23 protein-coding genes and 1 tRNA gene are annotated in these 24,770 nt (G+C 34.6%); 12 read left to right on the plus strand and 12 right to left on the minus strand.

The window, feature by feature from the left end:
* Nucleotides 1-1,048 precede the first annotated feature (1,048 nt).
* Both ACEN2F_RS13910 and ACEN2F_RS13915 read right to left on the minus strand, forming a co-directional pair.
* Complete coding sequence (locus tag ACEN2F_RS13910; RefSeq protein ID WP_441740264.1) at nt 1,049-2,188, minus strand: lipoprotein N-acyltransferase Lnb domain-containing protein; 1,140 nt, start codon at nt 2,186-2,188, stop codon at nt 1,049-1,051.
* 219 nt (nt 2,189-2,407) lie between these two features.
* Nucleotides 2,408-3,394, minus strand: coding sequence for a PorV/PorQ family protein (locus ACEN2F_RS13915; RefSeq protein WP_441740360.1), 987 nt, complete (start codon nt 3,392-3,394; stop codon nt 2,408-2,410).
* Nucleotides 3,395-4,134: 740 nt separating this feature from the next.
* On the opposite strand from ACEN2F_RS13915, the gene ACEN2F_RS13920 reads away from it, so the two are divergent.
* Both ACEN2F_RS13920 and ACEN2F_RS13925 read left to right on the plus strand, forming a co-directional pair.
* Nucleotides 4,135-4,851 (plus strand): CDP-alcohol phosphatidyltransferase family protein, encoded by a 717-nt coding sequence (locus ACEN2F_RS13920; protein ID WP_441740361.1) that lies wholly within the window; start codon nt 4,135-4,137, stop codon nt 4,849-4,851.
* A gap of 8 nt (nt 4,852-4,859) precedes the next feature.
* Nucleotides 4,860-5,723, plus strand: a complete 864-nt coding sequence (locus ACEN2F_RS13925; protein WP_441740266.1) for a glycoside hydrolase family 25 protein — start codon at nt 4,860-4,862, stop codon at nt 5,721-5,723.
* Between the two features lie 86 nt (nt 5,724-5,809).
* Here the strand turns inward: ACEN2F_RS13925 and ACEN2F_RS13930 are convergent, their stop codons facing one another.
* The 5 genes from ACEN2F_RS13930 to ACEN2F_RS13950 form a co-directional block, all read right to left on the minus strand.
* On the minus strand, nt 5,810-6,178 hold the full coding sequence (locus tag ACEN2F_RS13930; protein WP_441740268.1) for a four helix bundle protein: 369 nt from the start codon (nt 6,176-6,178) through the stop codon (nt 5,810-5,812).
* 74 nt (nt 6,179-6,252) lie between these two features.
* The gene (lptB, locus tag ACEN2F_RS13935) at nt 6,253-6,993 is read right to left on the minus strand and encodes an LPS export ABC transporter ATP-binding protein (RefSeq protein ID WP_441740270.1); all 741 of its coding nucleotides are present in this window, start codon (nt 6,991-6,993) and stop codon (nt 6,253-6,255) included.
* A 105-nt stretch (nt 6,994-7,098) separates the two neighbouring features.
* Complete coding sequence (locus ACEN2F_RS13940; protein ID WP_441740273.1) at nt 7,099-7,452, minus strand: carboxymuconolactone decarboxylase family protein; 354 nt, start codon at nt 7,450-7,452, stop codon at nt 7,099-7,101.
* Nucleotides 7,445-8,260 carry a twin-arginine translocase subunit TatC gene (gene tatC / locus ACEN2F_RS13945; RefSeq protein ID WP_441740276.1) on the minus strand — a complete coding sequence of 272 codons (816 nt, stop codon included), beginning with the start codon at nt 8,258-8,260 and terminating at the stop codon, nt 7,445-7,447. Before tatC ends, ACEN2F_RS13940 begins: the two co-directional genes overlap by 8 nt.
* Nucleotides 8,260-9,225: a KpsF/GutQ family sugar-phosphate isomerase gene (locus ACEN2F_RS13950; RefSeq protein WP_441740278.1), complete on the minus strand. Its 966-nt coding sequence runs from the start codon at nt 9,223-9,225 to the stop codon at nt 8,260-8,262. Before ACEN2F_RS13950 ends, tatC begins: the two co-directional genes overlap by 1 nt.
* A gap of 85 nt (nt 9,226-9,310) precedes the next feature.
* On the opposite strand from ACEN2F_RS13950, the gene ACEN2F_RS13955 reads away from it, so the two are divergent.
* Nucleotides 9,311-11,506, plus strand: a complete 2,196-nt coding sequence (locus ACEN2F_RS13955; RefSeq protein ID WP_441740280.1) for a RecQ family ATP-dependent DNA helicase — start codon at nt 9,311-9,313, stop codon at nt 11,504-11,506.
* A 65-nt stretch (nt 11,507-11,571) separates the two neighbouring features.
* On the opposite strand, the gene ACEN2F_RS13960 is transcribed toward ACEN2F_RS13955, so the two are convergent.
* Nucleotides 11,572-11,808, minus strand: a complete 237-nt coding sequence (locus ACEN2F_RS13960; RefSeq protein ID WP_441740283.1) for a hypothetical protein — start codon at nt 11,806-11,808, stop codon at nt 11,572-11,574.
* 195 nt (nt 11,809-12,003) lie between these two features.
* On the opposite strand from ACEN2F_RS13960, the gene ACEN2F_RS13965 reads away from it, so the two are divergent.
* Complete coding sequence (locus ACEN2F_RS13965) at nt 12,004-13,569, plus strand: NAD(P)/FAD-dependent oxidoreductase (RefSeq protein WP_441740286.1); 1,566 nt, start codon at nt 12,004-12,006, stop codon at nt 13,567-13,569.
* A gap of 792 nt (nt 13,570-14,361) precedes the next feature.
* Entirely contained in the window at nt 14,362-14,541 is a 180-nt protein-coding gene (locus ACEN2F_RS13970) for a hypothetical protein (protein ID WP_441740289.1), read from the plus strand.
* A 1,383-nt stretch (nt 14,542-15,924) separates the two neighbouring features.
* On the opposite strand, the gene ACEN2F_RS13975 is transcribed toward ACEN2F_RS13970, so the two are convergent.
* The 3 genes from ACEN2F_RS13975 to msrB form a co-directional block, all read right to left on the minus strand.
* Complete coding sequence (locus tag ACEN2F_RS13975) at nt 15,925-16,707, minus strand: CHAD domain-containing protein (RefSeq protein ID WP_441740291.1); 783 nt, start codon at nt 16,705-16,707, stop codon at nt 15,925-15,927.
* Nucleotides 16,708-16,946: 239 nt separating this feature from the next.
* Nucleotides 16,947-18,254 carry an amidohydrolase gene (locus tag ACEN2F_RS13980; RefSeq protein WP_441740294.1) on the minus strand — a complete coding sequence of 436 codons (1,308 nt, stop codon included), beginning with the start codon at nt 18,252-18,254 and terminating at the stop codon, nt 16,947-16,949.
* A gap of 949 nt (nt 18,255-19,203) precedes the next feature.
* Nucleotides 19,204-19,653 carry a peptide-methionine (R)-S-oxide reductase MsrB gene (msrB, locus tag ACEN2F_RS13985; RefSeq protein WP_441740296.1) on the minus strand — a complete coding sequence of 150 codons (450 nt, stop codon included), beginning with the start codon at nt 19,651-19,653 and terminating at the stop codon, nt 19,204-19,206.
* A 396-nt stretch (nt 19,654-20,049) separates the two neighbouring features.
* Between msrB and idi the strand changes: the two genes are divergently transcribed.
* From idi to ACEN2F_RS14020, 7 genes are all read left to right on the plus strand, one after another.
* Nucleotides 20,050-20,610 carry an isopentenyl-diphosphate Delta-isomerase gene (idi, locus tag ACEN2F_RS13990; protein WP_441740299.1) on the plus strand — a complete coding sequence of 187 codons (561 nt, stop codon included), beginning with the start codon at nt 20,050-20,052 and terminating at the stop codon, nt 20,608-20,610.
* A 12-nt stretch (nt 20,611-20,622) separates the two neighbouring features.
* Complete coding sequence (locus tag ACEN2F_RS13995; protein WP_441740302.1) at nt 20,623-21,033, plus strand: 6-pyruvoyl trahydropterin synthase family protein; 411 nt, start codon at nt 20,623-20,625, stop codon at nt 21,031-21,033.
* Nucleotides 21,033-21,500: a peroxiredoxin gene (locus tag ACEN2F_RS14000; RefSeq protein WP_441740305.1), complete on the plus strand. Its 468-nt coding sequence runs from the start codon at nt 21,033-21,035 to the stop codon at nt 21,498-21,500. The genes ACEN2F_RS13995 and ACEN2F_RS14000 overlap by 1 nt, the downstream gene beginning before the upstream one ends.
* 131 nt (nt 21,501-21,631) lie before the next feature.
* On the plus strand, nt 21,632-22,594 hold the full coding sequence (locus ACEN2F_RS14005) for a type I phosphomannose isomerase catalytic subunit (RefSeq protein WP_441740308.1): 963 nt from the start codon (nt 21,632-21,634) through the stop codon (nt 22,592-22,594).
* A gap of 68 nt (nt 22,595-22,662) precedes the next feature.
* Nucleotides 22,663-22,929 carry a hypothetical protein gene (locus tag ACEN2F_RS14010; RefSeq protein WP_441740310.1) on the plus strand — a complete coding sequence of 89 codons (267 nt, stop codon included), beginning with the start codon at nt 22,663-22,665 and terminating at the stop codon, nt 22,927-22,929.
* Between the two features lie 78 nt (nt 22,930-23,007).
* A tRNA-Thr gene (locus ACEN2F_RS14015) sits at nt 23,008-23,081 on the plus strand.
* Between the two features lie 124 nt (nt 23,082-23,205).
* The gene (locus ACEN2F_RS14020; protein ID WP_441740312.1) at nt 23,206-23,670 is read left to right on the plus strand and encodes a hypothetical protein; all 465 of its coding nucleotides are present in this window, start codon (nt 23,206-23,208) and stop codon (nt 23,668-23,670) included.
* Nucleotides 23,671-23,874: 204 nt separating this feature from the next.
* Here the strand turns inward: ACEN2F_RS14020 and ACEN2F_RS14025 are convergent, their stop codons facing one another.
* Nucleotides 23,875-24,585, minus strand: a complete 711-nt coding sequence (locus tag ACEN2F_RS14025; RefSeq protein ID WP_441740315.1) for a DUF4369 domain-containing protein — start codon at nt 24,583-24,585, stop codon at nt 23,875-23,877.
* Between the last annotated feature and the right edge of the window lie 185 nt (nt 24,586-24,770).

Below are 24,770 nucleotides of genomic sequence, written 5' to 3' on the forward strand. Positions count from 1 at the left end.
TTAATTCTTATATGACTTATATGTTAAATATTATTTCACTCCTTTTTTAGTATGACATTAAATAGGTCCAACTACTTGATTTGGTACTATTTCCACAAATTAAAGCAAACAAAAATTTGCGAATTTGCGGTTAAATACTACTTACTTGTAATGCAATGTTACTTTTTTTTTGCCACAGATGCCACAGATTTAAACGGATTAAATATTCAATGTTATTTTGTTTTTAAAGCTGAATTCAGCTAATCGAAAGCAATTAAGCAATAAGAATAAAACAATGTGGCATTTTTTTTACCATGTAAGTCATATAAGTTTAAGTTTCGATTGTGTTAGCCTTATGTAACTTAAATAATCATAAGGTCATTTAAGGTTTAATTCTTATAAGACTTATATGTTAAATATTATTTCACTCATTTTTTAGTATGACATTAAATAGGTCCAACTACTTAATTTGGTACTATATCTATAAATTAAAGCAAGCAAAAATTTGCGAATTTGCGGTTAAACACTGTTTGCTTGTAATACAATGTTGCTGTTTTTTTTGCCACAGATGCCACAGATTTAAACAGATTAAATATTTGATGTTATTTTGTTTTTAAGGCTGAATCTAGCTAATCGAAAGCAATTAAGCAATAGGAATAAAACAATATCGCATTTTTTTTACTATATAAGTCATGTAAGTTTAAGTTTTGATTGTGTTAGCCTTTTGTAACTTAAATAATCATAAGGTCATTTAAGGTTTAATTCTTATATGACTTATATGTTAAATATTATTTCACTCATTTTTTAGTATGACATTAAATAGGTCCAACTACTTAATTTGGGACTATTTCCACAAATTAAAGCAAACAAAAATTCGCGAATTTGCGGTTAAATACTGCTTACTTGTCATACAATGTTGCTTTTTTTTGCCACAGATGCCACAGATTTAAACGGATTAAATATTTGATATTATTTTGTTTTTAAGGCTGAATTTAGCTAATCGAAAGCAATTAATTTGCGGTTATTTAATACTGATTGAACGTAATTTTAATAAAAAAATAACGGTTCCTTAAATAATAATGGGAATGCGTTTTTTATTTTGAATGGCTATTCGCACTAAAATAACTGCGCTATTCAGTACTAAAGGCAGTACCAAAACTAAATGTGCTTTGTTGATGATGAAAAAGAAATAAACTAATAATGACAGTATGTTGAACAGCGCCAAATTGTAAATTCCCTTTTTGTTTTTTGTCCAATAAAAATACAGCAATCCCAATAAGGTTGGGTTAAATAATAATATGTTGTAATTATTGCCTAATTCGAGATGCAACGAATAAAAACCAACAAAAACAAAGAATATTCCAATGATGGCAAGCAGGCTGAGGTAGAATAAATTAATGCTTTTCTTGTTTATAAACACGATCAAAGTAAGTAGTACAAAGTAGGTATAGGGATTATTCCACCAGGAGAAGGGAACTTCATTATTAAATTCGATTATGGTTTTATTTTCCGGTGCCAGCAAATGGTTTTCAAAAGAAACTCTTTGTAAGCTTTTTTGCAATTCAAACGGTAAAAATAACTGAGTGCCTAATTGATCTACTTTGGTGCCAAAGATAATACTGGTTCCTAATTTTTCATAAAAATGACCTTCAAAATACGGGTATAAAATAGTTCTATAAGTAATGTTGGTATCTACATTTTTTACAACTGCAACAGTGTCTAGCGTTTTATTGATGATGTCTACCACCATCGAGGTGCAGTTTTTATCTATAAATTTATAGGTGTAATTACTGTCACCAGAGGATAAAGAAGTATTTAGGTTATCAAATAATTTTTGCTTTAGCGAGAGGGGCATAATGAGTTCCTGCTCATAAACAGCCCTTTTTTCGTACTGATATTGATTGATGAAATCAGTGTAAGAGTTTGCGACAGCAAAATATTGTAAATCCCCTTTTATAAATTTCATCACAAAATTAGGCGTATTAAAATCAAAAGCACCATAATTATACACTATATCAAGCGCGTTATTGCTATCCTGAACCCGAATTGCCGTATGACCAAAAAGCGAGTAGGATTCATTTCCGGTACCGCAAGTAAGCACGCTGACCGTACTGTTTTTAGATAATGGGATATTTTGTGCAAAACTATAGGGTATCGTTAAAAATAAAAAAAGAAGGAAAATTAATTTTTTAAAAGAAGATGTATGCATGTAAGAGAATTTTAAAATATGGAATACGGACGATACAAATTGTACTGATTTGCGACCTCCTTGCTTGATTTTATCTTACAAAGATACTCAAAGAAATAAAACCGACACACAAAGTTTTTTGGTTAAAATCAGAATTCATTTTTTCATGCCCAGCCTGAGAACTGCTGAAATACGGAATCAGAATCCGCATGACTATTTGATTTTAAAGCTACTTTTCAATTAATTTCTAAACATTCCCAAATCTACTTTTACCGAAAAAATATTCGAATATAAAGAAGCACTTTGATTTCCTAAATCAGTCAGTGCATAATCAATTTGAATGCCTTTGTATTTAAATCCTAATCCGATATTGGGTTGGAAACCAATTTTTTCTGTACTATCGAGTTGCTGTACATTTTGGAAATTACCAACGCCAGCGCGTACAAAAACCAAATCAGTGTAGCCAAATTCGAATCCCAAAGCGGGGTCGATACTAACAAAATCAGTTGCAAGAATATCATTTGTTTTGGCAAAACGCATATTTACATTGGCAGCAGCCAAAATGCTATAGTCATAGCGGATAATGAACTTTTTAGCAATACCCAGTTGGGCTTTTGGTGCGGTAATTTCGGTGCTTTCGGGTAATTCCTGATTTTCTCCGGGTACTGCGTTTGCGATTTTTTTATATTCAGCTTCGTCAATATTCCACACATTATAGGTAGTGGTGATATCACGAAGCATAAGTCCAAATTGCCAGCTGTTTTTTTCGAATTGGATTCCGGCATCAAAACCAAATCCCCAAGAGTTAGCAAAATTTCCAATGATTCTGCGAATTACTTTGGCATTAACACCATACTGAAAGCCGGGAACTGCCAATTTTCTGGCATAGGAAAATGTAAATCCATAATCAGCAGTCGAAAAAAGACTGATACGGTTGTAGTTAATATTGCCTTGGCTGTCGATGAGTTCCGTAGTATTTAAAATGTCATCGACTCCAAAACGGATTAATGAAATTCCCCAAGCACTGCGATCGTCTATTGGGCTGGCATACGCCATGTAATCGTATTGTGCAATATTGGCAAAATAATTAGCATGCATCACTGATATCTGATGATCTTGCAGATGAATCAGGCCAGCTGGATTCCAATAACCGGAATTAACATCGTTCGTTGAAGCCACAACAGTATTAGACATGCCAAGTGCCGCTGCATCCACGCCGATATTCATAAACTCATTCGAGTATTTCCTAACGGTCTGGCTGAACATCAAGGTGCTTGCCAAAAGGGCTGCTGCTAAAAGACGTTTTTTCAAGGAGATCATTTTTACCAACTAAAAGGCTGTTTAATTTTTATCAAAAATATAATTTTTTACTGAGGTTATTTCATTTTGCCGCTGATTTTACGGTGATGATCCCGCCGTTTAGTTTTAGGGGTTTTCAATTTGCGAATTTGCGGTTAATTGTTGGGTGATTCAGTTTGGAATGGCACACGGATGACACGGATGGAACGGATTTTCGCTGATTTTCTTGTAGTGAGTTACCTGGGGAGAAGTTTGACCGTTAATTGGCTAATTTTTATTGTTGTGTGGGTTTTAATTTGCGAATTTGCGTTTAAATGTTGGGTGATGCAGTTCGTGATGGCAGACGGATGACACGGATGGAACAGATTTTTACTGATTTTCTTGTAGATAGTTGTCTGCGGAGAAGTTTGACCGCTAATTTGCTAATTTGCGGTTAATTGTTGGGGATTCAGTTTGTAATGGCACACGGATGAATCGGTTTTTTGCTTTTTTTAAGTAGAATGCTTGCTGGAGTTGCACAGGCCACCTAATAAGATGCGGAATAGTGATCAAATAATGAAAAATAGTCCTTGTGACTTTTCGCTTTTAATAATCTCTACCAAAAAACGGATGGTTCATTGACTTATTATGCTAAATTTGCCACTTTTGATTCCTTAAACGTTATTATGATGACTATTAAAAAACACATTCCGAATTTAATTACGCTACTCAATCTTTTTTGCGGCTGTATTGCCTTGGTTTTTGCTTTTAACCAAGATTTTGAAATGGCCTTTTATTTTGTTTGTTTAGGTATATTTTTGGACTTTTTTGATGGTTTTTTTGCTCGATTATTTAATGTGGCTGGTCCCCTTGGATTGCAGTTGGATTCTTTGGCAGATATGGTTACAAGTGGCGTGGTTCCCGGATTGGTGATGTTTCAAATGATGATTAGCCATGCTTCGACGGCAGCTCCTGGACATTTACAGTTTTTTCCATATTTGGGTTTTATCATAACCCTTGGTTCTTGCTATAGATTGGCTAATTTTAATATTGATACCCGACAAACAGATTCCTTTATTGGCTTGCCAACGCCGGCCAATGCGCTATTTATTCTTAGTTTGCCGCTGGTTTTGAAATATACCGACTCATTAGTATTAATTGAATTGCTGACTAATCCTTGGTTTTTATTGATAATTACCGGTTTGAGTGCCTTTATGCTGAATGCTGAAATTCCTTTGTTTTCGTTAAAAATCAAGAAGCTTAGTTTTAAGGAAAATATGTTGCAAATTATCTTTTTGATTTGTTCCCTTTTGTTGCTAGTTTTTTTCCGTTATTTGGGAATTCCATTGCTGATCTTATTCTATATTTTACTGTCGGTTTTGAATAATAAAGTGCGAAATAAGTAATTTTGTGAATGAGAAAAAAAACGGTTCGGAGAAAAACAAATCCTGTTCGTAAGTCCAAAAAGAAAGCTGCGGTTTTTTCCGGAAACTTTTTGCGCTATTCGATTGCTGCTGTTCTGGTTGTGCTCTTGGCCGCTATTGGCTATCATTATAGAGGCGGACTGGCATACTATTTTGGCTTTAAATCAGATAAAATTCTAACAGAGGAAAATCAATCCAAACGTATTTCTGATGTTCGCAATTTTCAGGTTTTGCAAAAACATGAGGGAAAAAGTATCGGTATTGACGTTTCCGAATACCAAGGAAAAATCAATTGGTCGTACGTGGATACTTTAGAAAAAAAATATCCGTTGCACTACGTTTTTATTCGTGCCACGGTAGGAAAAGATCGAAAAGACCGCAAGTTTCAACAAAATTGGCTCGGCGCCAAAGAAAATAAAATGATTCGGGGTGCGTATCATTATTACCGTCCAAACGAAAATTCACTGGAACAAGCCGAACTTTTTATTCAAACGGTGACGCTTAAAAAAGGAGATTTACCACCTGTTTTAGATATTGAAAAACTTCCTAAAAACCAGTCGGTTGCCAATCTTAAAATTGGTTTAAAACGATGGTTAAAAGCCGTGGAATCTCATTACGGAGTAAAACCAATTATTTATACCGGAGAGCGTTATTACGATGATTTCTTGAAAGAAGAATTCAGCGATTACCTGTTTTGGATTGCCAATTATAATTTTTACCGAGAAGAAATTGGAGATGATTGGTTGTTCTGGCAATTTACCGAAAAAGCAACTGTTCCCGGGATTAAAGGAAAGGTAGATGTTAATATTTATAATGGTGATTTACAGCAATTGCAGTTTATTGCCGTGGAGTAGTTTTAGTGATCAGTGATCAGAAAGTAGTGATCAGAGATTAGTGATCAGGATAAAGTATACGATGATTTTTCAGTAAGGTTAGATTTCTAAATACTTACGCCAAATTTTTGAGGATTTAAAATCATGTAATTGATTAATTTACCAACTTCATTACTTACAGTTAATAACTCACTATGGGTGTTTTCATTGATATAACTACATTTCAGTGCAAATTCCAGCCAAACTTGTGTTTCTGAGTTTTCAGCATCGGAATCAGTCAATTTGCTATGAAAATGTTTAGGATAAACTCTTTTTCTGTACCCTTCGGCAATATTAGCGGGTACACTTCTGGAGGAGCGTCTGATTTGGTCGGTCAAGGAATACATTTCTTCTTTTGGGAATGATTTTGTTATTTCAAATATTTTCATGGCTAGTGAAAATGATTTCTGATACGCCAATAAGTCTTGGAATTTCATAGTTATTGTTTTTAAAAATAAACGTTGAGACTGACCACTTTCTTCAGCTGCTCACTGACCACTGACCACTTTTTCTAAAATTCCAATTTCTTCTTTCTTAACTCGAAATTTTGTCCTAAATACACCCGACGCACCATTTCATCCTCTACTAATTCTTCAGGTATTCCCGCTTTTAGGATTCCACCTTCAAACATAAGGTAGGTTTTGTCTGTAATAGCTAATGTTTCTTGTACATTGTGATCAGTGATCAAAATACCAATATTCTTGTTTTTTAACTGGGCAACGATTCGTTGGATATCCTCAACGGCAACAGGGTCGACACCAGCAAAAGGTTCATCTAATAAAATGAATTTTGGATCAGTGGCTAGACAACGGGCAATTTCGGTACGACGGCGTTCCCCACCAGAAAGCAAATCCCCTCGGTTGGTGCGAATGTGTTCTAAGCTAAATTCTGCAATTAAACTTTCCATTTTCGCCTCCTGTTCGGCTTTGGATAATTTTGTCAGTTGCAACACACTCAATATATTGTCTTCGATACTTAATTTTCTAAAAACGGAAGCTTCTTGTGCTAAATATCCTATTCCTTGTTGGGCTCTTTTGTACATTGGATAATCTGTAATGTTCAATTCGTCCAAAAAGATATTACCAGAATTGGGTTTTACCAATCCCACAATCATGTAGAAAGATGTTGTTTTTCCGGCTCCGTTAGGTCCCAAAAGTCCCACGATTTCACCTTGATTCACTTCTACCGAAATGCCTTTGACAACACTGCGTCCTTTGTAGGTTTTGACTAGATTTTCGGCTCTTAACTTCATATTCTTTGGTTTAGTCGTGTAAACTGGTTAATTGTTTATTCGTTTAACTGTTTACTCGTGTCAAATAAACGAATAAACAATTAAACGATTCAACTTCGTAACAAATTATTTGGTTGCGTTTTCTTCTAATGCTTCCCAAAATTCATACGCTCGTCGCAAATGAGGGACTACAATTGTTCCCCCAACAAGCGTTGCAATTCCCATTGCTTCCATCATTTCTTCTTTGGTAACACCTTCTTTGAAACTAGTTTCCAAGTGGTATTTGACACAATCGTCACATCGCAAAACAGCCGAAGCGACTAATCCAAGTAATTCTTTGGTTTTTACATCCAAAGCGCCGGGAGCATAGGCATTGGTATCCAAATTGAAAATTCGTTTTACAATTTTATTATTGTCCGCCAATAATTTTTCGTTCATTTTTGAACGGTATTCGTTGAATTCATTTATGATATCAGCCATTTACTTTTTTTTGATTTTTTACTACTATTTTTGAAATTAGAATACTTGCTTCATAGATTAACAGCATTGGGATGGTTACAATAATCTGGCTCACTACATCAGGAGGAGTTACAATTGCAGCTACTATTAATATGACTACCACGGCATATTTCCAGTATGTTCTTAGAAATTCTGGAGTGACTAAACCTAATTTAGTCAGGAAATAAATGATTATGGGCAATTCGAAAAACAATCCGCAAGCGATGACACTGGTTTTTACCATTCCAATGTAGGAATCAACACTAAACTGATTTATGACTACGTCACTAATGGTAAACGTTGCAAAAAAGTTCATTGACATGGGAACAATTACGAAATAACCAAAAAGGACTCCCGTAAAAAAGAGCAAGGAAGAAGTGATTACAAAAAGTTTTGCGTGTTTTTTTTCGGTTTCATACAAGGCAGGGCTGATAAATTTCCAGATTTCCCACAGAACAAAAGGAAATCCTAATATAAATCCTGCAGTTATACAGGTCCAGATCAATACGTTGACCTGTCCTTCCATATTGGTGTTTTGTATAATAAAAGCCATTTCAGTAACACAAATCGTGTCAGCAAATCCCAAATTTTGTGATAAATTACAAAGGGCACGGTAGGTAATAAAATTTGGATCAGTTGGTCCAAAAATGATTACGTCAAAAATATAATCGCTTATAAAAAAAGTCACGGCAGCTAAAATTAATATCGCAACGGTGCTTCGAACCAATAACCACCTTAATTCTTCAAGATGATCTAAAAAAGACATTTCGTTTAAATTTTTCTTTGCCATTATATTATTCCTTCTTTTAAAATATCGTGTAAATGTAGTACTCCTTTGTATTCTCCTTGATCAACTACTACTAATTGTGTTATAGAAAAATCTTCCATAATATGAAATGCCTCTACAACCATAGCCTCAGAAGAAATTATTTTTGGATTTTTTGTCATAATATCTTTTGCCGTTAAATCCGTAAATGTATCACTTTCACTGAGCATTCTTCTTATATCTCCATCCGTAATAATTCCGATCACTTTATGTTGATCTACAACGGCAGTGACGCCAAGACGTTTCTCAGAAATTTCGAAAATAACTTTCTTGATGGAGGCATCCGGTGCAACCGCAGGTTTTAAACTGTGCAGCAACATATCGTGAACTCTTAGCAATAATTTTTTTCCCAAAGCACCTCCGGGATGGAAAAGTGCAAAATCTTCTGGTGTGAAATCACGCATTTCCATCAAGCAAACGGCAAGCGCATCACCCATTACGAGTTGTGCGGTGGTGCTGTTTGTAGGCGCAAGATTGTTAGGACAAGCTTCAGCGGTTACGGCTGTGTTTAAAACATAATCAGAACCTTTGGCGAGAAACGAACTTGTATTTCCTGTGATTGCTATTAAGGTATTGCCAAAGCGTTTCAACAACGGAACCAATACTTTTATTTCCGGACTATTGCCACTTTTAGAAATACAAATAATTACATCCTTGTTTTGAATCATCCCTAAATCACCATGAATGGCTTCGGAAGCATGAAGAAAAAGCGACGGTGTTCCTGTGGAGTTAAACGTTGCTACCATTTTTTGGGCAATAATAGCGCTTTTTCCAATCCCTGTGACAACTAATCTTCCGGTAGTGTTATATATACTTTGTATGGCGTTAATGAAGTTTTCATCCAGAAAATCAACGAGTTTAGCTATAGATTGGCTTTCCGATAAAATAGTTTTTTTGGCACTGGCCAATATATTTTCTGTAGTTATCAAAACGGAATAATTAAAATTTGTGTGTGTTAAAGAAATTTGTACCTTTAGGTGTTGCAAATTTATACAAAATACCACATAATAAAGAATGAATTCAAACGAAATTGACATACACAAAGAATTAAAGAAATATTTTGGCTTCAGCCAATTTAAGGGATTACAAGAGCAAGTCATAAAAAGTCTGTTGAACAAGCAGAACACTTTTGTGATAATGCCAACTGGGGGTGGAAAATCACTTTGCTACCAGTTACCCGCTTTAACTCAAGAAGGAACTGCAATAGTAGTATCCCCTCTAATCGCTTTGATGAAGAATCAAGTTGATGCGATTCGGAGTTTATCCTCAGAAAACGGGATAGCTCATGTTTTAAATTCCTCACTGACTAAAACGGAAATTGTACAAGTCAAAAAAGATATTACTTCTGGATTGACCAAGCTGTTATACGTTGCACCAGAGTCGTTGACCAAAGAGGAATATGTCAACTTTCTTAAAACCGTACCCATTTCTTTTGTGGCAATAGATGAGGCCCATTGCATTTCAGAATGGGGTCATGATTTCAGACCGGAATACCGGAATTTGAAACATATTATCAAGCAACTGGGTGATTTGCCTATCATAGGACTAACCGCTACGGCTACCCCAAAAGTGCAGGAAGACATTCTTAAAAATTTGGATATGTGTGATGCGACTACTTTTAAAGCATCTTTCAACAGACCTAATTTGTATTATGAAGTTCGTACCAAAACAAAAAATATAGAATCGGATATTATTCGTTTCATCAAACAACACAAAGGTAAATCAGGAATTATTTATTGCCTGAGTCGTAAAAAAGTGGAAGCTATTGCAGAAGTTTTGCAAGTCAACGGAATAAGTGCCGTACCATATCACGCGGGATTAGATGCAAAAACCCGTGCCAAACATCAGGATATGTTCCTGATGGAGGATGTAGATGTAGTAGTGGCCACCATCGCTTTTGGGATGGGAATTGACAAGCCGGATGTACGCTTTGTCATTCATCATGATATTCCTAAATCATTAGAAAGTTACTATCAAGAAACGGGTCGCGCCGGTCGCGATGGAGGCGAAGGTCATTGTTTGGCCTATTACTCTTATAAAGATGTCGAAAAATTAGAAAAATTCATGTCGGGTAAACCCGTTGCGGAACAAGAAATAGGCTTTGCCTTATTGCAAGAGGTTGTGGCTTACGCCGAAACTTCGATGTCCAGAAGAAAGTTTCTGCTACATTACTTCGGAGAGGAATTTGACGATGTCACGGGCGACGGAGCGGATATGGATGACAATGTTAGAAATCCAAAAACAAAAATTGAAGCCAAAGACCAAGTCGTTCAATTGCTGCAAGTAGTGCGGGATACCAAACATTTATATAAGTCAAAGGAAGTGGTTTTTACTTTAATAGGACGTGTTAATGCAGTAATCAAAGCACATAGAACGGATGCACAATCTTTTTTTGGATGTGGTGTAGCTCACGATGAAAAATATTGGATGGCTTTGTTGCGACAAGTATTAGTGGCAGGCTATTTATCAAAGGATATTGAGACTTATGGCATTGTCAAAATTACAGACAAGGGATTAGACTATATAAAGAATCCACAGTCCTTTTTGATGTCTGAGGACCATCAATACAATGAATCAGTAGATGAAGCGATTGTAACAGCATCTAAATCATCAGGAGTCGCTGATGAATTTCTAATGGGGATGTTGCGTGATTTGCGTAAAAAAGTAGCTAAAAAAATAGGTGTCCCGCCATTTGTGGTTTTTCAGGATCCATCATTAGAAGATATGGCGTTGAAATACCCAGTTTCTCTTGAAGAATTGATAAACATTCATGGAGTTGGGGAAGGAAAAGCCAAGAAATATGGAAAGGAATTTTTAGAATTAATCAGTCGTTATGTTATTGAAAATGACATTACCCGCCCAGAAGATCTTGTCGTGAAATCAACAGGAGTCAACTCCGTAAACAAATTGTACATCATTCAGAATATTGACCGAAAATTATCGCTTGATGATATTGCTTCTGCCAAAGGGATCAAGATGGAAGTTTTAATAAAAGAAATGGAGCAAATTGTATACTCCGGCACCAAGCTGAATATAAAATACTGGATTGATGACATGCTTGACGATGAGCAACAAGAAGAAATTCACGAATATTTCATGGAATCTGAATCCGATAATATTGAAGCAGCGCTAAAGGAGTTTGAAGGAGAATACGATCTTTGTGAATTGCGTTTGATGCGTATAAAATTTATCAGCGAAGTGGCTAATTAAAGTTTTTAGTTTGCAGTCGCAAGTTTCAGGTTTCGTACCGTCAATTGCGATTGCAAACTTGAATGCTATTCAAACAATTCTCCACGATGTGGTTTCAAAGCATCTCGAACCTGAATCATATTTTCATCAGTGACTACCATAAAAGCAATGGCTTGCATTTCGCCTTGAATCTCAAATCCTGTGATATTCAACGTTAATTTTTCAATAGCAATGTATTCTTTTAAATGAATTTCATGGTGCTCAGCAGTTTTTGCAGAAGCAGGGCCACGGAAATCCCAAATTAGTTTTATTTTTCTAGACATTTTTTTTCTTAGATTATGCGGTTAACTGTTTAATCGGTTAACTGTTTTGGAGGTACAAAGTTACAAAGTCTAATTCAAAAATGAAGCAATTTTAAAAATTGAAAACGGATTCTGGTTTCTATAAGAGGAAGTCAGTTCAAAATGCTATTTTTGCGCTTTCTTTTTTGAATAATAGGTTAACCAAATCAACGTATAATGCCTCAAGAACTCTTATTACAAGTATCCCCGGAAATTGCAGCAAATGACTTGTTGTTGAAAAATTATTTGTCCAAACAAATCAAGGTTTCTCCAAATGAAATTCAGCATGTTTCTATTTTAAAGCGATCGATTGATGCCCGTCAAAAAGCGATAAAAATCAATCTTAAAGTTGTGATTTATTTAAAAGGCGATCTTTTTCAACCGCAAAAAAGGCAACTTCCGGAGTATAAAAATGTTTCTTCGGCTCAGGAAGTACTGGTTATAGGTGCAGGACCTGCCGGACTTTTTGCTGCTTTGCAATTGATCGAATTGGGATTGAAACCTATAATTATCGAGCGCGGAAAAGATGTCAGAGGCAGACGAAGAGATTTGAAAGCCATCAATCTGGATCATGTAGTCAATGAAGATTCTAATTATTGTTTTGGCGAAGGCGGAGCAGGAACCTATTCCGATGGAAAGTTATACACGCGTTCTAAAAAAAGAGGCGATGTCATGCGCGTTTTAGAATTGTTTGTTGCTTTTGGAGCCTCTGAAGATATTCTAATTGAAGCGCATCCACATATTGGAACAAATAAATTGCCCCAAATAATACAGGACATTCGCGAAAAAATCATCGAGTGTGGTGGGCAAGTTTTATTTGAAACCCGACTAACAGATATTGTACTAAAAAATAATGAAGTACAAGGAATTGTTACTCAAAAAGGAGAAACGATTCTTGCTAATAAACTTATTTTGGCCACTGGGCATTCGGCTCGAGATATTTTTGAATTATTGGATCGAAAACAAATTTTTATAGAAGCTAAACCTTTTGCCTTGGGCGTAAGGGCTGAGCATCCACAATCGTTGATTGACAGTATTCAGTACAGTTGTGATTATCGTGGGGAATTTTTACCTCCCGCTCCCTATTCTATAGTGAAACAAGTGGGCGGTAGAGGAATGTATTCGTTTTGTATGTGTCCCGGCGGTGTGATTGCACCTTGTGCCACAAGTCCCGGCGAAGTGGTAACCAATGGTTGGTCACCATCCAAAAGGGATCAGGCTACTGCTAATTCCGGAATTGTAATTGAACTACAACTGGAAGATTTTAAGCCTTTTGCTAAATTTGGTGCTTTGGCCGGAATGGAGTTCCAAAAAAGCATTGAGCAACGCGCTTGGCATTTAGCTGGCGAATCTCAAAAAGTTCCCGCACAACGCATGATCGATTTTACACAAAACAGAGTTTCAACAGATATTCCAAAAACGTCTTATGTTCCGGGAACGACTTCAGTAGAAATGGGACAGGTTTTTCCTGATTTTTTAACGCAAATATTACGAGAAGGATTTACTGAATTTGGAAAATCGATGCGCGGTTATTTGACTAATGAAGCCATACTTCATGCACCGGAATCTAGAACATCTTCGCCAGTGCGTATTCCCAGGGACGCACAAACGTACGAACACGTTCAAATAAAAGGATTGTATCCTTGTGGAGAAGGGGCAGGATATGCAGGCGGAATTATTTCAGCAGCTATTGATGGCGAGAAATGTGCATTGATGATTGGAGCGATTTTAAATCAAAAATAAGAGGATAAAAAGTTTTAGGTCGTTGTATTGAAATATTTTTTTGAGTTCTAATTTTGTTTTGGAGTACTTATCTACAATAAATAAAGGATGCATATTCGCTTCCTTTCTATTTACTAATGGGGATTTGTGTTTTGAAACAGACTAAAGTATTAAGTTCTAGCCCAACATTTTAATGATGCCCATTTTTTATTGATGTAGATTGATATTAAGATAACCCGTTGGGTGTAGCTAATAAAAATTTCAATTAAACTTAAATAAAAAAATGAACTGCATAGAAACATAGAAAAAGAGCCGGATAGTCCAATTGCTTCGCCTGTTCGCTATCTCTCGGGTCTTGGGTTTACATAGCTATGGTTTTCTTTAAAAAAGTGAAACACCTTCCAAAATTTTAAAATCTATGTTTCTATGTGGTTAAAAAATTAAACAAATTGAATTACACCCAGCCGGTTAAGATACTTATTTTAAACGTTTTTTTTTATTTTTAAATCCATACGCCAAAAGTGTTTTTTATAAGTTAATAAGTGTTGCAAACAGTCTGTTACGATTTTAAATGAGAATTAAAGCACGTTTTTAAAGGAGATTAATTGCTAATGCCTGGTCTTGTTATGTAATTGAAGCTTTATTTTATGTTGTTATCCTAATTATTATTTGAAACTTTGTTTATTTATAGCTGTTACAATTTAATACTTTTTGTTAAAAAAAATATTGTTTTAGTATCAAATGTCTTAATTTTACAAAGTAACTTCTTTTTGTAGAGTTAGGTTTGTTAAGAAAAATATAAAAATTATAAATATGTTTGAAAAATTTAAAAAATCTGAAATTTTAATTTTAGTATTGGTCGTGGTGTTGATTTTTACTTCTGAATATTTTTATATTGTTTTAAAAGATCCACAACGAGCTATTTTTATTGGTTTATGGCCTCCAACAATTCTTGGTTTTTTAATATTTTTAAATTTAAAACTCAAAAAATAATATGGAAAATATTGAATTAATTATACTAACAATAGTAGTTGTTCTTTGTTTTATAGCATTCTTTATTTCTACTTTCAATGAATTTGAAAAAATTACAAATAAGGATGCTGTCATTCAAAATAAAAGAGGCATCATATCCAGATTTTTAGCCTATTTACAAAGTTTAGTAGCTGATTAGTCGAAGTATTCACTACGATTGGTTTTCTTTTTTTAAACAGAACCGACAATTTTTGAACTATGATTTAATAAAAAACACTATTTTTTTTATATCCAAATCATTCCTTTTGTACGACAGATTTCGTTTACTTTTTTTATAAAATATGTCCGAATGGCGAAATTATTCTTCCATTCGGACTTTTAGTTTTTTGTATTTTCTTTTTCAAATAGTGTTTTATCCGCTGTTCATATTATAGTAACGAGAATCATTCTCAGTGGCTGCGTTTTTAGTTATAGATCAGTTAAATCACTTGCTTTTAAAGTAAAGCAAAGATCACGACTATAGGTAATCATTGAATTTTCTGTGATTAGATGTAAAACAGATTTTTGTTTCGTATGCTTCGATCGTCAGCTATATCCCCAAAGCATTGGTTCTTAAAGACAGGCTTTTACAAATCAGTATTCTCCAAACGCATTCAATACTCGTCTTCAATTTTTGTAACTAACAATTTACTTTGGTCTGGTTTGCAAACTATAATAGTTGCTTTTGATCATAGATCTATATGTTTTTGCAGTTTGTGAATCCCCACAATAAAAACGTTTTTTTTAAACTGTAAGTTATAATGCCCGTTTCAATGTCGTTTTCTAGGATCGATTAATTATAAATATAACGCTCCATTCGTGTGATTTTATTGCTTTATTATAAAGAATGCAATTGTGTAGTTTGTTTTTTAAAGAGTTGATTGTCTTTGCTCATCGCCATACTTTATCTTAATATCATCTCTTTATTTTGTAATCGATAGCGCAATTAAACTGACTCCATTTTAGCAAGAGTTGTTGGGTAGTAAATATTTTGTTCCTAACAATTTACTTATTTGTTGCTTATACTGGATTCAAGATTTGCTGCTGCTGTGGTTGTAAAACTGTGTGTGGCATTTAGTGTGAAAAGATTGAATACTGGTTCACCTTTATTTTTATGCTAAGGTTTAGAAAAGAAATAATGTGGTCACTGATCAAGCGTGGTACAAACAAAAACGGAGACTCTGTTTTCTCGCGTTAAAAGTACTAGCAGTATTGAACTGATTCTTTAGTTATTTGGTATTAATAGTTTAAAGAACCCGTTTGGGAATAAGTAGGTTCAGACGATAATTTTGAAAATGTGTATTATTCCGTTTTGGCCCAGAAAATGTATTTTAATTGCTATTATAAATAATGATACAGAATAGGTTAAAGAGTCTCTTGAGGTAAAGTTTCCTTTATTTTATGAAGCAGTGATTTCCTTTTAGAAGTAACCGCTGCTTTGCTATTTTTAAGGTATTTTTTTTCGTTGGAAATCAACTTATAAGAAGCGATTATTTTATTTAAATGGGCTGTTATCACTGTGTAATCGTGCCATTCACCCAGTAGATCTGACAAAGTAGGTTTATCTGAAATCAGGTTGCTAGCTGAATCGCCATGAAAGATTTTCTCATTGTAGCGGTACGCTTTTAGTCGTTTCCTAAGATCATGAAGTTGTTTCTTTTTGAGATTTTTTTTGTAGATTAATTTTTTTATTTCCCTTCTGGTTTGATTCTGGTAACGATTTATCTTTTTTTTACGAGCTTTTGAAATCAAATAAATAATTTTTGGATACTTTCCTTTGATCTTAGTAATTAAACTTTTGGTAGCAATCTGGAAAAAATTTTTTATTTTCTTGTTTTCTAGCTTTTTTAATTGTGTGGGGTATTTCTGGAGTAAAAGAAAATCAGGCTGTTCCTCGAGAATGATTTGTTCTAATTGTAATTCTCTCACTTTTCCAGCTGCTCTAAATATAACTTTGAAAGGTTTAAATGTTTTTTGGAATTTAAATTTTTTGGAATATGAGGCAATTAGTTCAAATAATGCTTTTACTTTTTTAATTTCCACCCGGAGTTCATGAAAAGTTTCGACCGTATATTCTTCTGGCGGTTTTTGTAAGATGAGGTTCAAGGCTCTTTTTCGTTTTTTAAAATAGGTATCTATTGTTTTCATTTTTCAGCGCGATGGTTGATGATTTTCCTATGCGTTCTTTTTGCTATTTTTAGAATCTTTTGGATAAAATAATAGTGCAAGATGTTGAAGTAAATATACTAAAAAACGAAGTAACTAGTGTTTTAAATTGTTGTTAATCAGAGTTTTGTTTTTTACAAAGAGCAAAAAAACCAAAAGTATTTTTTAGTTGATTTTGCTCGTGATAGAGATTTAATTTTTGCTGTTTAAAAAAAAATAAATTATTTTGAAGCATTCATATTCATATAATCTAAAGTCAGATTACACATTGCTTTCATTCCTAATACAAAGCCGCCTTCATCAATATAAAAGTCGGGGGTATGGTGAGAGGCTGTGTCAGCGGTATTTTTGCCTTTAGGCATTCCGCCAAGGAAAAAGAAGAGACCGGGTATTTTGTCCTGATAATACGAAAAGTCTTCTGCTCCAGTTGCAGCAGCTGTCAAGATAACATTCTCTTTTCCTGCAGCAGCTTCTAGTGTTGGCACCATTTTTTCAGTTAGGGTCGGATCATTGTATGTGATCAAGGTTTGTTTAGTGATCTTTATTTCGGCAGTGGCTCCGGCACTTTCTGCGATATTGGTCGTAATCTCTGTTACTCTTTTGTGAATCATTTCCTGAACTTTCTTGTCTAGTGTTCGAATTGTACCTGCCATTTCAAGTTCCTCGGGAATAATATTGCTTCTTACGCCAGCAGTCACTTTCCCAACGCTCACCACAGCTGCTGATTCTGTTAGGTCTACGTTGCGACTCACAATAGTTTGTAAGCCCAATATTATTTGTGAAGCTGTAACAATTGGATCTACAGATTGCCATGGGCTGGCACCGTGCGACTGTTTTCCTTTTATTTTTATTATAAACCAGTCCGAAGAAGCCATCGCTCCTTTTGGTCGGTAAGTGATTTTACCCACTTCGGTTTGTGCGCTGATGTGCAAACCAAAAATCACGTCTACTTTTGGATTTTCAAGAACGCCTTCTTTAACCATTAAAGCTGCTCCACCCTCTTCGCCTTCGGGTGCTCCCTCTTCTGCAGGTTGAAAAATGAATTTGACAGTTCCTTTTAAGTCACTTTTGATAGCAGCCAGAATTTCAGCCGTTCCCATAAGCATGGCTACATGCGAATCGTGACCGCAAGCATGCATAACGCCCACTTCCTGGCCGTTGTATTCCCCCATCGCCTTCGAAGCAAAAGGGATATTAACTCTTTCTTTTACCGGTAAAGCATCCATATCTGCCCTAAGAGCTACAACGGGACCAGGTTTTCCTCCTTTCAAAATGCCAACTACTCCCGTTTTAGCTACTCCGGTTTGTACCTCGATGCCCAAAGACCGTAAATGTGTGGCTATTTTTTCAGCAGTTTTAAATTCTCTATTACTTAATTCGGGGTTTTGGTGAAAGTCTCTCCGCCAGCTAATAACTTTAGATTCTAATGATATTGCTTTTTGAGCAACTTTAACTTTTAGAGCTGTATTTTGAGCAGAAGCCACAATGGAGCAAGCAAATAAGCCTGCAAAAAAAATAATTTTTTTCATTCGTTGAAATTAAGTATGGTTGGTTAGTGGCCTTTTTTTTAATTAAAATTAAGCCTTTTTGAGTACTCGGTAATCACTATTATGTAATGTTATGTTTTTATAAAACTCTAAATTTATTGTAATAAATGTAACTGACTGGCATAGATTAATATGATAGGAAGGATTAAAAATGTTTTTAATTCTTCCTATCTGAGGTGTAAACTGTTTTGATAATTGCAACAATATATTTATCGCTCCGTAATTACATTCAGTTCAAAACAAATATAGCGAATTTATGCTGCCTTGTAAAAATTTTAAATAATTACAGTAAGTAGTTTTATTTGAGCAACATATAAAAAAGAGTAAGTGGCAGTAAAATATTAGACTGATATTACTTTTGTTCTGCTTTTTTAAACAGTTTTTAAAAAGCTTTTTGATTTTCCCTATTTTGGGTTTGATTACTATTTAACAACAGGGATGTTGTTGGTAGAGTAATTTTAAGGGTAATCTCCATTTTTATAAAATGTGGACAATGGTATAATGGAGTTTTTACTGGACCAACATCAATTTTAGATTTTTCTTTGCTGTCATTATTCGTTGGTGCCCTCTTTTATTTTTCATTGGTACAAAAAAGGGATAAACGGTAAGGTAATACTACAGCTACGTGTGATGGTTTGATTTTATAGCATCACTGATGTAAAAAAACGCTAAAAATTTTAGCAGATTTATGATTCTCTTTGAGTACCTGTGGTCACTTCGGCATATTAAATTGCTCTGTGAGCACCCCCTCATCTGTGTGATTCCTCTTTTTGCTAATGGCTTACGTTGAAGTTCCGGCCTGCAATCTAGTACAATTCATATAAAATCACGAAACACAGCAGCAACTTCTAGCAGCCAGCGAAATGGTTTAAAAACTGGATTGTTTTATTTTACACTGAAAGGGGGGTATCCTAAAAACAGGTTTTTATAATTATTTGGTATCAGCAATAAAGTCGAGTGCGATCGAATTCATGCAATATCTTTTTTTAGTTGGCTCTGGACCGTCATCAAAAAGATGTCCTAAATGACCATCACATCTTCCGCAAAGTGCTTCGATTCTTTCCATTCCAAGAGAATTGTCGGTTTTGTAAATTACGCTGTTTTTATTGTCTTGTTCGAAGAAACTAGGCCATCCGCAAGTACTTGAAAATTTGGCGCCAGAGCGGAATAGTTTGTTGCCACAGGCTGCACAATAGTAGGTTCCTTTATCATCCGTGTTCCAATATTTTCCTGTAAAAGGTCGTTCCGTATCCGCATTTCGAGTTACATCGTACACCTCTTCGGGCAGTACTTTTTTCCATTCGGCATCTGTTATATTCAGTTTTGTTGTGTCCGTGTTCGAATAATATGGGTTTCCGGGCTTTTTGATCGTGTTTTCCATGGTGAGTATTTTTTTTGTAGCGTCAGGTTTTTTTGTTGTTTGTGCACAAGCAGTAAACAAGAACAAAGGGAGCAAAAATAAAAAGCTTAAAAAGGGAGTTGTTTTTTTCATAATTATGTTGTGTAGATCTACTGTAGGTTATTTTTTGGTTTTAAAATACGACCTGCTTTGCAATTGATTTTTCTTTTAATTAATTTTATCGTTTATATGTACGAGAAAATAGTCTTTCTAGTTTTGGAAAATTTAAAGGGATCGGAATTGTAATTTCGAAGCCTCTTTAAAGTGATATAAAGTTATAATTTTAGGATATTCAACACTCGTTAAACTTTTCACAAATTGAAATAGGGCACAGATACCCGTTCTTTTTTTGTATTTTTGACCTAATAATAAAGCCACATGTTAGAAGAAAACGTAATCTTAGTGAACGAAAATGATGAGCAAATAGGATTGATGCCTAAGCTTGAAGCGCATGAAAAAGCAGTTTTACATCGTGCCTTTTCTGTGTTTGTTTTAAACAGTAAAAATGAAATCATGCTGCAACAGCGAGCAAATCAAAAATACCATTCTCCTTTGTTGTGGACCAACACTTGTTGCAGTCATCAACGTGAAGGAGAAACAAACATTGAGGCTGGAAGTCGCAGATTGTTTGAAGAAATGGGTTTTCGAACAGAACTTGAAGAATTGTTTCATTTTATATACAAGGCACCTTTTGATAATGGTTTGACGGAGCATGAACTTGATCACGTAATGATTGGTTATTACAATGAGGCACCAATCACTAATCCAGAGGAAGTGGAAGACTGGAAATGGATGAAAATTGGTGATGTGAAAACGGATATGGAGCAACATTCTGAACTGTATACAGTTTGGTTCAAAATAATATTTGATGAGTTTTATCATTTTTTAGAAGAACATAAAAGTCCTTTGTCCCCGGGTGCGGCAACACATAATATTTAATTCCCTTTATTTATGAAAGTTACTATTTCACGAAAAGCCCACTTTAATGCGGCGCACAGATTATATAGGAAAGATTGGACTTTCGAACAAAATGACGCTATTTTTGGTAAGTGTAATAATCCTAATTTTCATGGACATAATTATGATTTGACCGTTAGTGTCACTGGTTCGATTGATCCAGAAACAGGTTACGTTATGGATGTCAAATTCTTGAGTGATATAATCAAAGAAGATGTAGAGAATCAGTTTGATCATAAAAATTTGAATCTTGATGTTCCTGAATTTCAGGATTTAAACCCAACAGCTGAAAACATTGTTGTGGTAATTTGGAATAAAATCAGAAAAAGAATCAAGCCAGAATTTGATTTAGAAGTGGTTCTTTATGAAACCCCTCGGAATTTTGTAACGTATAAAGGAGAATAATGGAATTAAAAGTAGGGGATACAATTCCCAAATTTACCGCCAAAGATACGAACGGAAACGATTTTGACAGTGCCAATAGTGTGGGGCAAAAGCCGCTAGTTATCTATTTTTATCCAAAAGATAATACACCGGGTTGTACCGCTCAGGCCTGCAGTTTCAGAGATCAATATGAAGATTTTAAGGATTTAGGAGCTGAAGTTATAGGGATTAGTAGTGATAGTGCTGCTTCACATCAAAAATTTGCCAAACAATACAAACTGCCTTTTGTTCTTTTGTCTGATAGTGATAAAAAAATTAGAAAACTCTTTGGCGTTCCAGCAGGAATGTTTGGATTGCTTCCGGGCAGGGTGACTTATGTTACTGATAAAAATGGTGTTGTTCAAATGATTTTTGATAGTGTGATGGCAATAAAGCATATTCCTAAAGCGCTTGAAGCAGTCAAAAAATTAGTAAAAAATCAGAAATAATATCCTAGTTCATTCCGTTGGTGGTACTCTTGACTTTGCTTTTAGTCTCAGAGTTACTTTCTTTACATCGAACCACTTTTGGTCGAAAACAATATTGACTTTATTTATTTAGAACTCGAAAATACACGTACATGACATTTTATCCTTTGCAATTTGAACCTATTTTGAAAGAAAGAATATGGGGCGGTGAGAAATTAAAAAAACTTCTCAATAAACCGATTACTTCATTAAATACAGGCGAAAGCTGGGAGCTATCCGCAGTAGAAGGGGATGTGAGTGTGGTGTCTAAGGGGATTTGGAAAGGAAAATCATTGATGGCGCTCATTCAGGATTATCCCGAGGAAATCTTGGGTACTGTTGTTTATGCCCGATTTGGAAAACAGTTTCCGTTGCTTTTTAAATATTTAGATGCGCACGAAGATTTGTCAATACAAGTTCATCCAAATGATATTTTGGCTAAAAGTCGCCATAATTCTTTTGGTAAAACAGAAATGTGGTATGTTGTGCAGGCAGATGATAATGCCAAAATTATTGTAGGTTTCAAGGAGAAGTCAAATCCTGCGGACTATTTAGAAAATTTACACAATAACACTTTACTTTCTATTCTGGATGTTGTTAAAGTACAAAAAGGAGAGGTGTTTTTTCTGGAAACCGGCACAGTTCATGCTATTGGGGCCGGCTTACTGGTGGCTGAAATCCAACAAACTTCGGATATTACGTATCGATTGTATGATTTTGACCGACAGGATGCTAATGGGAATAAGAGAGAGCTGCACGTTGATTTGGCTTTGGAGGCGATCAATTATAATACAATTGAATCTAAAAAAGAATACACAAAAAACAGCAATACGTCTAATAAAGTAGTCGAATGTCCTTATTTTACCACTAATTTTATTCCGTTAGATGGAGAAATTTCGGTTTCTAAATCTGGGAATAGCTTTACGGTTTATATGTGTGTGGAAGGAACATTTGAATTGGAATACAACAATTCAAAACTATTATTTAAAAAAGGAGACACTGTTTTGATTCCTGCAGCAATGCATGCATTCATTCTTACTGGAAAAGCTTCAATTTTAGAAATTTACATTTCATAGTCGGTAATAGAAAGATTATGTGTACTTTTGCAGACGCAAATTAAAATTCAAATTTTAAAAAAATAAAAATGGCAAACATTAAGAATTTAAAAAAAGACATCAACTACGTTTTAGGCGATATTATTGAAGCAGTTTACTTGTTCGAAATTTCTACTACAGGAAAACCTACAACTGAAACTAATGCTTTAATTGATGAAGCGATTGCTGCTTTTGACACATTAATCACTAAAGTGAATGTAAAAAAAGTAGAAGATAAAAAAGCACACTTCAAACAAATTAATGTTGAATTGGAACAAACTGCTAATCAATTGATTGCTAAGATCAACGAATTGTAGTTAAAAAAAAAGCAAAAAAAGTTTGAATTTGTTTTGGTAAACAGAAATTCAAGACTATATTTGCACCCGTAATGAGTCGCCAGCGTAGCTCAGTTGGCTAGAGCAGCTGATTTGTAATCAGCAGGTCGTGGGTTCGAGTCCCTCCGCCGGCTCAAAAAAAAAAACCATCTAACTTTTGTTAGGTGGTTTTTTGTTTTGCATAAAATTGATTCCTATTTTTATGCTGTGTCGTAATTTTTATGTTAAATTTGGTTCTAACAAAAAAACAATTATACCATGGAAGAGCATTCAGTTACAGAACATTTTGAAATGAAACTTAGCACCACTGCTAAAGAATTTTTGCAGGAAACAGCAAAATGGGCATATTTTTTATCCATCTTGGGTTACATTGGAATTGGATTGATCATTTTTGCGGCTTTATTTGCGGGAACACTATTTTCTGCAATGGCCAAGATGAATCCTGCAATGGGTATGATGGGGTCTTCTTTTGGGATTGTAATGGCTTTTATATATTTCTTGATCGCTGTTCTTTATTTCTTCCCGGTATATTACTTGAATAAGTTTGCTTCAAATGCTAAATTAGCACTCAAAAATAATGATTCTGATGTATTGACTACTTCGTTAGAATACCTTAAGTCTCATTATAAATATATTGGAATTATGACTCTTGTTGTCTTTTCTCTTTATCTTTTCATGTTTGTAGGTATGATTGTTGCCGGAATAGCATCATCTACACTGTAGTCTGTTTTTAGGTTCTTAAGCTGCTCAGATATGTCTTCTTCAACATTAAGTCTTGCTAGAGTTATAAACGTAAAAACCATCTTGCCAGAACAAGATGGTTTTTACGTTTAATCTTTTGTTTAAAAGGAATTACAAAATACAACTCCATTGCATTTATAGTAAAACAGTTCAAAAAGCTGTTGGTTGTAATTTGTATGACTGGAGTTATTGCTGTTTTTTGATGGTAGCAATATACTCGGTTAATTTCTTGCCATATAGCGATTGTGCTACTTTAGGAGACATTGATTTTTGAATTGTGTCTAAATATTTAATATTGATATCGTAAATTTGGGACAATGCGATGTATGGTGCCACCTCATAATCTCTGTTGTTTAATGCAAAGTTGGTAGCAAATAAGTACTTTCTTTTGAGGTTAGAATCTTGTTTTGCTCCAATGCTATCCATCAGTTTTGTGTTTTGATTTTTAATTGCATTGAATTTTTTTTCAATCAAAGTAAGATTCTCATCGGTAAAGCGGCTGTTAATTTTTTTGAACTCTTCAAAGAGTTCATTATTTTTAGACCCTATAATTTTGGCATCAGCCAAATACCGATCTAAACTGGTTTCAATGCTTATTTTTCCCTGCTCTGCAAAGAATGGTAGATTGTTATCCATGGAATTACTAACACCTCTGTCTAGAAATAAATATAGCATTTCTGGAGATTCTAAATCCAAGTGACTTTCAAAAATAGGACTTCCATCAATATTTATCGTGTCAATTGCAACGAGCATCGTATCTACAACTCTTTGAATGTATAGAGTTCCTTTTTTTAATCCTTTAATATTTCCAGTAATATGAACATTACCCTCAGGTTCATCCTTATTGCAGGAAGATAAAAGGACCAGAGTCACGAAAGCAAGAATTGTTTTTTTCATTTGTATTAAATTTGTTTTAGTAAGAGAAAATCGACCATCTTTTAAATTTTATCTCGAAAAGTCCAGATTCAATCTAGGCGATTAATTAGTGTTTAGATTTCGACGCAAAATAAAGAAATTTGTTGGAATGATTTTGTAAACACTTTCAAATTTCTAAAAAAAAAATCCCAATCTATTGCTACATT

This window comes from Flavobacterium sp. W20_MBD1_R3, from assembly GCF_052119725.1.
In the GTDB taxonomy this organism is placed as follows: domain Bacteria; phylum Bacteroidota; class Bacteroidia; order Flavobacteriales; family Flavobacteriaceae; genus Flavobacterium.